At 51.0% G+C, this 13175-nt stretch carries 11 protein-coding genes and 1 rRNA gene; 8 read left to right on the top strand and 4 right to left on the bottom strand.

Annotation, left to right across the window (positions count from 1 at the left end; translation table 11 throughout):
* Nucleotides 1–53: 53 nt before the first annotated feature.
* From jag to rpmH, 4 genes are all read right to left on the bottom strand, one after another.
* Nucleotides 54–710, bottom strand: coding sequence for an RNA-binding cell elongation regulator Jag/EloR (gene jag / locus B4113_RS15760; protein WP_033017861.1), 657 nt, complete (start codon nt 708–710; stop codon nt 54–56).
* Nucleotides 707–1471 carry a YidC family membrane integrase SpoIIIJ gene (gene spoIIIJ, locus B4113_RS15755; RefSeq protein ID WP_033017860.1) on the bottom strand — a complete coding sequence of 255 codons (765 nt, stop codon included), beginning with the start codon at nt 1469–1471 and terminating at the stop codon, nt 707–709. Before spoIIIJ ends, jag begins: the two co-directional genes overlap by 4 nt.
* Nucleotides 1472–1544: 73 nt before the next feature.
* A complete protein-coding gene (gene rnpA / locus B4113_RS15750; RefSeq protein WP_033017858.1) occupies nt 1545–1910 on the bottom strand; it encodes a ribonuclease P protein component in 366 nt (121 codons plus the stop codon).
* An 84-nt stretch (nt 1911–1994) separates the two neighbouring features.
* Nucleotides 1995–2129, bottom strand: a complete 135-nt coding sequence (gene rpmH, locus B4113_RS15745; protein WP_020961658.1) for a 50S ribosomal protein L34 — start codon at nt 2127–2129, stop codon at nt 1995–1997.
* Between the two features lie 477 nt (nt 2130–2606).
* Between rpmH and dnaA the strand changes: the two genes are divergently transcribed.
* From dnaA to B4113_RS15705, 8 genes are all read left to right on the top strand, one after another.
* Entirely contained in the window at nt 2607–3959 is a 1353-nt protein-coding gene (gene dnaA / locus B4113_RS15740; protein ID WP_033017854.1) for a chromosomal replication initiator protein DnaA, read from the top strand.
* A gap of 171 nt (nt 3960–4130) precedes the next feature.
* Nucleotides 4131–5267, top strand: coding sequence for a DNA polymerase III subunit beta (dnaN, locus tag B4113_RS15735; RefSeq protein ID WP_033842760.1), 1137 nt, complete (start codon nt 4131–4133; stop codon nt 5265–5267).
* Nucleotides 5268–5443: 176 nt separating this feature from the next.
* Entirely contained in the window at nt 5444–5665 is a 222-nt protein-coding gene (gene yaaA, locus B4113_RS15730; RefSeq protein WP_033017852.1) for a S4 domain-containing protein YaaA, read from the top strand.
* An 11-nt stretch (nt 5666–5676) separates the two neighbouring features.
* Nucleotides 5677–6795: a DNA replication/repair protein RecF gene (gene recF / locus B4113_RS15725; protein ID WP_033017850.1), complete on the top strand. Its 1119-nt coding sequence runs from the start codon at nt 5677–5679 to the stop codon at nt 6793–6795.
* Nucleotides 6796–6836: 41 nt separating this feature from the next.
* Nucleotides 6837–8756 carry a DNA topoisomerase (ATP-hydrolyzing) subunit B gene (gene gyrB / locus B4113_RS15720; protein WP_033842758.1) on the top strand — a complete coding sequence of 640 codons (1920 nt, stop codon included), beginning with the start codon at nt 6837–6839 and terminating at the stop codon, nt 8754–8756.
* A 336-nt stretch (nt 8757–9092) separates the two neighbouring features.
* Nucleotides 9093–11555 carry a DNA gyrase subunit A gene (gene gyrA, locus B4113_RS15715; RefSeq protein ID WP_033842757.1) on the top strand — a complete coding sequence of 821 codons (2463 nt, stop codon included), beginning with the start codon at nt 9093–9095 and terminating at the stop codon, nt 11553–11555.
* 117 nt (nt 11556–11672) lie between these two features.
* On the top strand, nt 11673–12734 hold the full coding sequence (locus B4113_RS15710; RefSeq protein WP_033842756.1) for an HD-GYP domain-containing protein: 1062 nt from the start codon (nt 11673–11675) through the stop codon (nt 12732–12734).
* Between the two features lie 362 nt (nt 12735–13096).
* Nucleotides 13097–13175 (top strand): 16S ribosomal RNA (locus B4113_RS15705); the annotation flags it as partial.

Below are 13175 nucleotides of genomic sequence, written 5' to 3'. Positions count from 1 at the left end.
CTTTCCGCTGCCAGCGCCACCACGACAACAAAAAAAGGCCTTCCTCTCCTCATTCAGAGAGGGGCCTCTTTCGTCGGCGCTTTCGTTTCCATCGCCGGGGCCACGACGATTGATCGATGCGGATCGACCCCGACCGAATAAGTGGAGACCCGCTTATGGCGGGCCAGCGCGGCGTGAATAATTTTTCGCTCATGCGCCGGCAGCGGTTCGAGCCGGATTTCCTTTCCCGTTTTCACCACCTGAGCCGCCAGCTTGTTCGCGAGCTCGATGAGCGCTTTTTCTCTCCGCTCTCGGTAATGTTCAACATCGACGACAATGGACACATATTCATCGGCATAGCGGTTGGCGACGAGCTGCGCCAAAAACTGGAGCGCATTCAACGTTTGTCCATGTTTGCCGATCAGCAGTCCGACCGGTCCCCCGTGAACGTGAAGCGTCGCTTGTTTGCCGCGCCGCACAACTTCAATGCTTGCCCCTTCCGCTCCCATCTGCGCCATCACCCGTTCGAGAAAGCGCACCGCTTCCTCGATGGGATCGACCTTCAACACCGCCTTCACCACTGCCGGACGGCCGCCAAACAAGCCGAACCAGCCTCTTTTTCCTTCATCAAGCACGACGATGTCGACGCGCTCCCGAGGTGCACCGAGCTGGGCAAGCGCCAACCGCACCGCCTCTTCGGCCGTTGCCGCAGTCGCGGTGACTTCTTTCACTTTTTCGCTCCTCCTGAATGGGCAGAAACGTTCGGCCCTTTAATGAAATACGTTTGCACAATAGAGAAAAGATTTCCGACGACCCAGTAAAGCGACAAAGCAGCTGGAAAATTGACGGCAAAAATGACGATCATGATCGGCATCACCCAAAGCATCATCGCCATTTGCGGATTTTGCTGAGCGGAGCCAGCCATCATGATTTTTTGCTGAATGAACGTCGTCACCCCGGCGATGACCGGCAAAATATAGTACGGGTCTTTTTCGCCAAGGTCAAACCAGAGAAAATTGTGCTGCGCAATCTCTCTCGTTCGCATGATGGCGTGATAGAAACCGATTAAAATCGGCATTTGAATCAAAATAGGAAGGCAACCAGCCATCGGGTTGACGCCGTGCTTTTGGAACAAAAGCATCATCTCTTGCTGGAGTTTTTGCTGGGTTTGGGCGTCTTTCGAGCTGTATTTTTTGCGCAGCGCCTCCATCTCAGGCTGAAGCGCTTGCATGGCCTTGGCATTGCGCGTCTGCTGGATCATCAGCGGCAAAATCAACAAGCGAATCAACACCGTGACGACGATGATCGACAACCCAAAGCTTCCACCAAGCAACCCGGCGACATGTTTGATCAGCCAAGAAAGCGGATAAACGATATACTCATTCCAAAACCCTTTGCTCTCCGGAGTGATCGGTTTGTTGATTTCCGTGCACCCCGCCAAGACAGCCATCAATGCACAACCTAAGACTATCCATACAATTCGCCTTTTCACCTTCTTTTTCCTCCCATATGTACGAGTTCACGTCTGTATTTTACCATCTTTTTTGGCTAGATGGGGCATCGTGTCAAACCGAGGGCCGCGACTTTGTCCCATTTTTCAGCGCGCCAGCTTTCCTAAGCACATGAATGAAACTTTTTTTCACTTCCGTGTAACTCATCTCTGAAACGGGCTGTCTAGCGATGACGACATAGTCCTTGCCGGGGACGATTTCCTCTTTCAACTCGAGGAAACATTGGCGGATGTAGCGCTTGATCCGGTTTCGGGTGACGGCCTTGCCCAGCTTTTTGCTTACGGAAAGCCCAATGCGGAAATAAGGCTGCCCCGGGCGGTCAAGCGTGTAGACAACAAACTGGCGGTTGGCTGTCGAAACCCCTCGCTGAAACACTTCTTGGAATTCATCGTTTTTCTTGATTCGATGCTTTTTTTTCATTTTCCGTAAACACTCCATTTGCCCTCATTTCCAGGCGACCAATCACCACGTGAGAAAAAAGACCACTGAAACTTCAGTGGCCTATTATGCAGACAATACTTTTCTTCCTTTGCGGCGGCGGCGCGCCAGCACTTTTCTCCCGTTTTTCGTGCTCATGCGGGCGCGAAATCCGTGCACTTTGCTGCGTTTCCGTCTATTTGGTTGGTACGTCCGTTTCATCTATGACACCTCCCTAGGGAATAACTGTTACGGGCAGTCTTTCTCATTATATTGAACAATCTCAGCAAATGTCAACTGCCTCTTTGTTTCGCTCCTTCGACGCAACGATGTGGATAAAATTTCGCCACCAAAGTAACAATTCACAACATTTATCGACATTTTTTTCACATCTTCACCCGTGTGGATAACGAAATTTGCACAGTCTGTCCGTTTTGTGGATAAGCAAAAAAGCCGTTGCAACAACTTGTTTTATTTGCTATTATTATTGTGTTTTCACTATGGACAACTGTGTGGATAAAGAAAGATATCCACATTCTGTGGATAGGTTGTGGATAGTATTTTTCACAGGCTGTTGATCGTTTTGTCCACAGGTGGTGGATTTTGTCGAAAAGCCGCCTTTTTTCCTTAATATTGTTTTTTCCACAAACTTATTTTCTTAACCAAATGATCATCCGCTAACCAAGGGAGGGGCAACGGGTGGAAAATATCCATGACTTATGGAATCGCGTGCTCGCGGAAATCGAGCAGAAAATTAGCAAGCCGAGCTTTGAGACTTGGCTCAAATCAACGAAGGCCCACTCTTTGCGAGGTGACACGCTCGTCATCGTAGCCCCGAACGAGTTTGCTAGAGATTGGCTTGACTCCCGCTACTCCCATTTGATTGCCGAAACAATCTATGCCATTACCGGCGAAGAGCTGGCCGTCAAATTTATCATTCCGCCTAACCAAGGCGACGAAGACGCCGAATTTCAGGCGGCAGCGAAAAAACAGCGCAAGCCATACGAAGAGACGAACGATTTCCCGCAGAGCATGCTAAATCCGAAGTACACCTTCGATACGTTTGTCATCGGCTCCGGCAACCGATTTGCGCACGCCGCTTCCCTAGCCGTCGCCGAAGCCCCGGCGAAAGCGTACAATCCGCTGTTCATCTACGGCGGTGTCGGGCTAGGGAAAACGCATCTCATGCACGCCATCGGCCATTACGTCATCGAACATAATCCGTCAGCGAAAGTCGTCTACTTATCTTCGGAAAAGTTCACGAACGAGTTTATCAACGCCATCCGCGACAACCGTCCTGATGACTTTCGCAACAAGTATCGAAACGTCGACGTTCTGTTAATCGATGATATTCAATTTTTGGCGGGAAAAGAACAAACGCAGGAAGAGTTTTTCCATACGTTCAATACGCTTCATGAAGAAAGCAAGCAAATCGTCATCTCGAGCGACCGGCCTCCAAAAGAGATCCCAACGCTTGAGGACCGTTTGCGTTCGCGCTTTGAGTGGGGATTGATCACAGACATCACGCCGCCTGATTTGGAAACGCGAATCGCTATTCTCCGGAAAAAAGCGAAGGCAGAGGGATTTGATATCCCAAATGAAGTGATGCTCTACATCGCCAACCAAATCGATTCAAACATCCGCGAGCTGGAAGGGGCGCTCATTCGCGTCGTCGCCTATTCCTCGCTCATTAATAAAGAAATCACCGCCGATCTAGCAGCTGAGGCGCTCAAGGACATCATTCCGAGCGCGAAGCCGAAGGTCATCACGATTCAAGACATTCAGCGCGTCGTCGGCCAACACTTCAACATTAAGCTTGACGATTTCAAAGCTAAAAAACGAACCAAATCGGTCGCGTTTCCCCGGCAGATCGCCATGTATCTCTCCCGTGAGCTGACCGACTGTTCGCTGCCGAAAATCGGCGACGAATTCGGCGGCCGCGACCATACGACGGTCATTCACGCCCATGAAAAAATAACGAAGCTTTTGCAAACGGACACGCAGCTGCAAAAACATATTCAAGAGATTCAAGAAAAGCTGAAGCAATTGTGAATAACAGTCGCTGTCTTACGCACAGCTTATCCACATGTGGACAGGCTGTGCTTGCTCGTCTTTATTTGTTTATCCACATACCAACAAGCCATACGACTAGTACTATGATCTTTGTTTTTATATCTTTATAATTTATTTCCGAAGACATTCCAAATGGGGAGGAACAACAGCGTGAACATTTCCATTGACCGCGAAGCGCTCGTCAAAAGCGTTCAAGATGTGATGAAAGCCGTATCGACAAGAACGACGATCCCGATTTTGACCGGGATTAAACTGACAGCCTCGGCTCGCGGAGTCACCTTAACCGGAAGCGACTCGGACATCTCCATTGAATCGTTTATTCCGCTCGAAAAAGAAGGACGGCTGCTGGTGGATGTAAAGAGGCCGGGAAGCATCGTCTTGCAGGCGCGCTTTTTCTCTGAAATCGTGAAAAAGCTGCCGCAGCAAACGGTGGAAATCGAAACGGAAGACAGCTTTTTAACCGTGATTCGCTCAGGGCACTCCGAATTCCGTCTCAACGGATTTAACGCCGATGAGTACCCGCGCTTGCCGCAAATCGAGGAAGAACACGCCTTTCAAATTCCGGCTGATTTGCTGAAGGCGGTGATCCGCCAAACGGTATTTGCCGTCTCAACATCGGAAACGCGCCCCATCTTGACAGGTGTCAACTGGAAAATAGAAGATGGTGAACTCGTCTGCACCGCTACCGACAGTCACCGTCTGGCAATGCGCAAAGTCAAAATCGGCATTGAAAGCGATTGGGCGTATAACGTCGTCATTCCTGGAAAAAGTCTGAATGAATTGAGCAAAATTTTAGATGATGGCAACCATCCGATCGATATTGTCATCACGGCCAATCAAGTGCTGTTTAAGGCGGAGCATCTTCTGTTTTTCTCACGCCTGCTCGACGGGAACTATCCGGAGACAGCCCGCTTAATCCCGACGGACAGCAAAACAACGGTGACCGTCAATGCCAAGGAGTTTTTGCAGGCGATCGACCGCGCCTCCTTGCTAGCAAGAGAAGGGCGAAACAACGTGGTGAAACTGGCGACGCTCTCAGGAGAGAGGTTGGAAATTTCCTCAGTTTCCCCGGAGATTGGAAAAGTAACAGAACAGCTGAAAGCCGAATCGCTTGAAGGCGAAGAGTTGAACATTTCATTCAGCGCCAAATATATGATGGACGCGTTGCGCGCGCTTGATGGCACCGACATTCAAATCAGCTTCACCGGGGCGATGCGGCCGTTTGTCTTGCGCCCGCTCCACAGCGACTCCATGCTTCAGCTCATCCTGCCGGTCAGAACGTATTGAAGCCGATCCGCTTTGGCGCGTCTGATGGCTAAGGCTGACTTGAATGCCATCAGGCGTTCATTCAATGAGGGAGAGCCACCGCTTTTCTCCCTTTCATCGGGTTTCTTTGCGAACGAACGAATTTTTCGGTAAAATAAAAGAATAGGCAGTTTGTAACGAAAGCGAGCGATGAACGGATGGAACGACAAGTCGCCATTAAGACGGAGACGATTACGCTAGGGCAGATGCTAAAGTTGGCGCATGTGATTGACACCGGCGGCGCAGCCAAATGGTTTTTGCAGGAACATGACGTGCTGGTGAACGGGGAACGGGAAAACCGGCGCGGGCGGAAGTTAAAAGAAGGCGACCGGGTCGAGATCAAAGAGGTCGGCGCGTTTGTCATCGTAAAAGCGGAGTAGGTGAAGGCCGGGTGTTTTTAACCGACTTAGCGTTGACGAACTACCGCAATTATGAGCGGGAAACGATGCGTTTCGATCAAGGGGTAAACATTATTTTGGGGGAAAACGCCCAAGGAAAAACGAATATGATGGAGGCTATTTACGTTTTGGCGATGGCCAAATCGCATCGCACGTCCAACGATAAAGACCTTATTCGTTGGAATGAAGAGTATGCTAAAATAGAGGGGAAAGCAGAGAAACGCAACGGATCGTTGTCGCTCGAACTGTTGATCTCCAAAAAAGGGAAACGAGCCAAATGCAATCACATTGAGCAGCAGCGGCTCAGTCAATATGTCGGCCATTTAAATGTCGTCATGTTCGCCCCGGAAGACTTGAATTTAGTCAAAGGAAGCCCGCAAGTGCGGCGCCGGTTTATCGATATGGAAATCGGGCAGATTTCGCCCGTTTATATACACGATTTAAGCCAGTACCAGAAGTTGTTGCAGCAGCGCAATCATTGCCTGAAAATGATGCAGACCCGCGAGCGGAGCGACGAGGCGGTGCTTGACGTCCTAACCGAACAGCTTGTTTGGCTGGCGGCCAAAATTACGTTGCGACGCCGCCAGTTTTTGTCGTTGCTTGAGCAGTGGGCGGCTCCCATCCATCGCGAAATCAGCCGTGGGGCCGAACAGCTCCACATTCGCTATGAACCGTCGGTCGACGTATCAGACAAGGCGGAATTGTCGAGAATAGTAGAAGCATACAGAGAAACGTTCGCCGCCGTAAAGGAGCGAGAAGTTCAACGAGGGACGACCTTGGTCGGCCCCCACCGCGATGAGGTGGCGTTTTGGGTGAACGGAAAAAATGTACAAACTTTCGGTTCACAAGGACAACAGCGCACGACAGCGCTGGCAGTCAAATTGGCAGAAATTGAGCTCATCTTTTCCGAGTTAGGCGATTACCCCATTTTATTGCTTGATGATGTATTGTCGGAGCTGGACGACTTTCGGCAAACCCACCTCCTTGATGCCATCCGGAAAAAAGTGCAAACTTTTGTCACAACGACAAGCATCGACGGCATTAACCACGATGTGATTCAAGAAGCGGCGATTTATCGAGTCCATTCCGGTTCGGTCATCGCTCCTTCTTGATCGTGATTGAACGTTTGCAAAGAAAGCGTAGGTGATCAGGCATGACCATGGAACAGCGAGTCGAGGCGTACGATGCAAGTCAAATTCAAGTGCTTGAAGGCCTTGAAGCCGTCCGCAAGCGCCCGGGAATGTATATCGGATCAACGGGATCAAAAGGGCTGCACCACCTCGTTTGGGAAATCGTCGACAACAGCATCGACGAAGCGCTGGCAGGCTATTGCACGACCATTGATGTGACGATCGGCAAAGACAACAGCATCACCGTCGCCGACAATGGACGCGGCATCCCGGTTGACATTCATGAAGCGACTGGCCGCCCGGCTGTTGAAGTCATTATGACCGTTCTGCATGCCGGCGGGAAGTTTGGCGGAGGGGGTTATAAAGTATCCGGCGGCTTGCACGGGGTTGGCGCTTCCGTCGTCAACGCCCTGTCGGAGTGGCTCGAAGTGTACGTGTATCGCGATGGAAACATCCATTATCAGCGGTACGAGCGGGGAGAGCCTTGCACCGACTTGCAAATCATCGGCGAAACGGACCGAACCGGGACAACGACTCGCTTTAAGCCGGACCCAGAGATTTTTACCGAAACGATTGAGTTCGATTACGAAACGCTGGCCGCCCGGTTGCGCGAGCTCGCCTTTTTAAATCGCGGCTTGAAAATCACGTTGACCGATGAACGGGTTGACAACCGGAGAAACGAATATGTTTATGAAGGCGGCATTCGCTCCTATGTCCAGCATTTGAATCGGACGCGCGAAGTGCTGCATGAGGAGCCGATTTATATCGCCGGCGAGCGGGACGGCATTGCAGTTGAAATCGCCTTGCAGTACAACGACGGGTACACGAGCAACATCTATTCGTTCGTCAACAACATTCATACGCATGAAGGCGGCACGCATGAATCCGGCTTTAAAATGGCGCTGACGCGCATTATCAACGACTATGCCCGCAAGCAACAATTGGTGAAAGACAACGATGCCAATTTAACCGGTGAGGATGTGCGTGAAGGATTGACCGCCATCGTGTCGATCAAACACCCGTCTCCGCAATTTGAAGGGCAGACGAAAACGAAGCTCGGTAACAGCGATGCCCGTACGGTGACCGATGCGATTTTTTCCGAACAGTTTGAAACGTTTTTGCTGGAAAACCCGACAATCGCCCGCAAGATTGTGGAAAAAAGCATGATGGCAGCGCGCGCCCGGCTGGCGGCGAAAAAAGCGCGCGAGTTGACGCGGCGCAAAAGCGCGCTCGAAATTTCCAATTTGCCGGGGAAATTGGCCGACTGTTCATCGCGAGATCCAGCGATCAGCGAGCTGTACGTCGTTGAGGGCGACTCGGCGGGCGGATCAGCGAAACAAGGGCGTGACCGCCATTTTCAAGCCATTTTGCCGCTGCGCGGGAAAATTCTTAACGTGGAAAAAGCACGCTTGGACAAAATTTTGTCAAACAATGAGGTGCGGGCGATTATTACGGCGCTTGGCACGGGCATTGGCGAAGATTTTGACATCTCGAAAGCCCGTTATCATAAAGTCATTATCATGACCGACGCGGACGTTGACGGCGCTCACATCCGCACGCTCCTTTTGACGTTCTTTTACCGCTATATGCGTCAATTGATTGAACAAGGCTATATTTATATTGCCCAGCCTCCGCTCTATAAAATCGAGCAGGGAAAACAAGTCCGTTACGCTTACAACGACCGTCAGCTTGAACAAATTCTCGCCGCGTTGCCCGATCAGCCCAAACCGACGATTCAGCGCTACAAAGGATTGGGCGAGATGAATCCGGAACAGCTTTGGGAAACGACGATGAATCCAGAGACGAGAACACTGCTGCAAGTAAGTTTGCAGGACGCCATCGATGCGGACGAAACGTTTGAAATTTTAATGGGCGATAAAGTCGAACCGCGCCGCCAGTTTATCGAAGAAAACGCGCGTTACGTGAAAAACTTAGATATCTAGGAGGCCGGTGAAAAACCGCTGATCCCCTTCATCAATGGGAGAGTGATTGAAAAGCAGGCCCGATACAACAAGGTTTTTCTAATTGAGAAATGACATGGTAAAGCCGTATACGCCATTAAATCACAACCTTCTAGGAGGGTCGGTGAACGTCACATCATTGGAGTCCGTTTTAAAGCTGATCCATCTGATTTTTTGTAGGCTTTGAACTGAGAGGAAGACAGCCCCCTTCCCGCTTCGTGACGCCGCTGGGTGTCCTCGCATGCGCAGGTGGACTGACGCCACCCGTCTGTCGCCGGCCAGTCGGATCGGAGGAGGGTTTTAAGGGAGGTTTGAAGAATGGCAGAACATGAACAACCGCGCATTCGCGAAGTCAATATCAGCCAAGAGATGCGCTCCTCGTTTCTCGACTATGCGATGAGCGTCATCGTTTCCCGCGCGTTGCCGGATGTGCGCGACGGCTTGAAACCGGTGCACCGCCGCATTTTGTACGCCATGCATGATCTTGGAATGACCGCCGATAAACCGTACAAAAAATCAGCTCGCATCGTCGGCGAAGTGATCGGGAAATACCATCCGCACGGGGATGCCGCCGTGTATGATACGATGGTGCGCATGGCGCAAGATTTCAACTACCGCTACATGCTTGTTGACGGCCATGGGAACTTTGGATCGATCGACGGCGACGCTGCCGCCGCCATGCGCTATACGGAAGCGCGCATGGCGAAAATCGCGATGGAATTGCTTCGTGATATCAATAAAGATACGATTGACTACCAAGACAACTATGATGGCTCGGAAAAAGAGCCGGTCGTGCTGCCGTCCCGATTTCCGAATTTATTGGTCAACGGCTCATCGGGCATTGCGGTTGGAATGGCGACGAACATTCCGCCCCATCAGCTCGGTGAAGTGATCGATGCGTTGCTGGCGCTAAGCCGAAACCCAGAGATGACGGTTGCCGACTTGATGAAATACATCCCGGGCCCCGATTTTCCGACCGCCGGACAAATTATCGGCCGCAGCGGCATCCGCAAAGCGTATGAAACCGGCCGCGGTTCGATTACGCTGCGCGCCAAGGCCGAAATTGAACAGCAGCCGAACGGCAAAGAAACGATCATTGTGAGCGAACTTCCTTACCAAGTGAACAAAGCGAAGCTGATTGAGCGGATCGCCGAACTGGTCCGTGAGAAAAAAATTGACGGGATCACTGATTTGCGCGATGAATCGGACCGGAGCGGCATGCGCATTGTCATCGAGGTGCGGCGCGATGCGAACGCCAAAGTCGTGCTGAACAATTTGTACAAACATACCGCGCTGCAAACGAGCTTTGGGATTAATATGCTCGCTTTGGTGAACGGCGAGCCGAAAGTGCTGAACTTAAAAGAATGTTTGGAGCATTATTTAAACCATCAAAAGACAGTGATTCGCCGACGGACGGCATTTGAACTGCAAAAAGCCGAAGCGCGCGCTCACATTTTAGAAGGTTTGCGCACGGCTCTCGATCATTTGGATGAAGTGATTGATCTCATCCGCCGTTCGCAGACGACAGAAGCGGCGCGCCAAGGATTGATGGAGCGGTTTTCCCTCAGCGAGCGGCAGGCGCAGGCGATTTTGGATATGCGTTTGCAGCGGCTGACCGGCCTCGAGCGGGAAAAAATTGAACAAGAATATCAAGAGCTTGTCCGCTTGATCGCTGAGCTGAAAGCGGTGCTCGCCGATGAAGAAAAAGTGTTGCAAATCATCCGTGAGGAATTGAGCGAAATCAAGGAGCGGTTTAATGATGAGCGGCGTACGGAAATCGTGGCAGGAGCCGTCGAACAGTTTGATGACGAAGACTTGATTCCGCACGAGCGCGTCGTCATTACCCTCACCCATAAAGGCTACATTAAGCGTCTGCCTTTATCGACGTACCGGAGCCAAAAGCGCGGCGGTCGGGGTGTGCAAGGAATGAACACAGCGGAAGATGATTTTGTCGAACACTTGCTGATTACATCGACTCATGACACTGTCCTATTTTTCACGAACAAAGGGAAAGTATATCAGGCGAAAGGCTACGAAATTCCAGAGTTCGGACGAACTGCCAAAGGGCTTCCGATCGTGAATTTGCTCGAACTTGAAAAAGGTGAATGGATCAACGCCATGATCCCGATCGAGGAGTTTGACAACGAGCGTTACCTCGTGTTTGCAACGAAACAGGGGATCGCGAAACGCTCTTCGCTCTCCGCGTTTGCCCATATTCGCAACAATGGGTTGATCGCTATTCATTTGCGTGAAGGCGATGAACTCATTTCGGTCCGATTGACAGACGGTCAAAAGCATGTAATTGTCGGCACGAAAAATGGTCTGCTCATTCGCTTTCCGGAAACCGACGTGCGGGCCATGGGACGCAGCGCGACTGGAGTTAAAGCGATCACGCTTGACGACAACGACGAAGTAGTCGGGATGGAGATTTTGGAAGATCACCATGACGTGCTTGTCGTCACGAAAAAAGGATTCGGCAAGCGCACTCCGGCTTCGGAATACCGCGTGCAAAGCCGCGGTGGCAAAGGATTGAAAACATGCAATGTCACACCAAAAAATGGCCCGGTTGTTGCGGTGACGACTGTCGTCGGCAACGAAGATTTAATGGTCATTACGACAGGCGGCGTGCTCATTCGTATGGCGGTCAGTGACATTTCCCGCACAGGGAGAATCGCTCAAGGCGTAAAACTTATCCGCCTTTCTGGCGATGATGAGCATGAATGTGTAGCCACTGTGGCGAAAGTGCCTGAAGAAGAAAAAGAAGACGGACATCTCGCCTAATGGGGGACGACGCTCTGCTGCAACGGACAGGGAGCGTCGGTTTTTATGTCGAAACGCTGTCCATGCACCCAAAGTCATGTTACGATAAAAGATATAAGAGAAGGGAGGAACAAACTGATGGTTCGCGTAAACCGTTCCCGGCTTCGTGAAGGATGCGTGCTTGCCGATGATGTGCTTGGCCCGACCAAGCGGCCCATTATCCCGAAAAATACGATCATCACGGAGCCGTTGCTGCACGTGCTTGAAAAGTTTCTCATTGACGAGGTGGAAATCGAGCCGGTTCTCGCCAATGGTGAGCCGTTTTTTGAAGAAGATGTCATCGGGACGACGGCTCATCGACAGCCCATTTCCTCGTATTTGCAGGCGGTCCAACGATATAAACAGCTGTTTCAATCATGGCAATCGGGACTGCCGATTGAAATCAGGGAAATCCGCGAGTTGATCATTCCGCTTTTAGAGCAAATGGCGCACGCGAAGCACGATTTGCTCACAGTTCGTCATTATGCGTCCAAGGACGATTATCTTTATCATCACGCTGTCAGTGTAGGAGTGATCGCTGGTTTGCTGGCAATGGAGCTCGGATACAGCGAAGGGGAATGTTATCAAGTTGCTCTTGCCGGCGCGCTAGCAGACTGCGGAATGGCGAAAGTCAGCAAACAGGTTTTATGGAAATCGTCCGCTCTTACCGAGGCTGAATTTAACGAGGTGAAACAACATCCGATTTTCGGTTATCGCATGGTACAAAAAATCCCGGCCTTAACTCATGGAGCCAAACTCGCGGTGTTGCAACATCATGAACGAAAGGATGGCAGCGGTTACCCGCTTGGCGTTCAAGCAGAAAAAATTCATCCGTACAGCCTGATTGTGGCTGTCGCCGATGTATTTCATGCCATGACTTCAGAACGGCTATACCGCCGGAAACAATCACCGTTTCGGGCGATTGAAACGATTTGGCGAGAACAACCTAGCAAACTGGACGCCCAAGCTGTCGCCGCGTTGATCAACGGCCTCATTGGGCTGCAAAAGGGCACGATTGTCCGGCTTTCTGACGGCCAGCGGGCCGAAGTAATATCTGCTCGCTCTGACGATCCTGTCCGACCGATTGTCAAAATCATTGAAACGGGACAGTTGCTTCCATTGAATCAACGGCGCGATCTATTTATCGATGAGATCCTATAAAAACCGTCATTCCAAAAAATTTTGTTGCAAAAATGAAAGAGACGTGATACAATCAAATCTGCTTGCAACGATAAAAAAGAAAAAAGCGTTGACTTTTGATCGCTTTTTTGTTATTATGTAATAGCTGTCTTTATTCGTAATCATGCTCCTTGAAAACTAAACAAAACCCAAGCGCCAATACGAAAAGCGGAGGCCGCTCGCTTATCGGCGAAACGCGCTGGAGGGCCTGCGAGGAGGCTGTTGCCGCCGCAGCAGGGCCGAAGCGTCGCGAGCCGATAGCGGCCGAAGCTAGACCATACGAAAAGCGGAGGCCGCTTGACACGTTTGGTGTCGGCGCCGAAGCTTACAAAGCCAATCCACTTTCATTGGAGAGTTTGATCCTGGCTCAGGACGAACGCTGGCGGCGTGCCTAATACATGCAAGTCGAGCGGACCGAATGAG

Source organism: Geobacillus sp. B4113_201601, from assembly GCF_001587475.1.
In the GTDB taxonomy this organism is placed as follows: domain Bacteria; phylum Bacillota; class Bacilli; order Bacillales; family Anoxybacillaceae; genus Geobacillus; species Geobacillus icigianus.
This window is presented reverse-complemented; position numbering and strand designations above follow the sequence as displayed.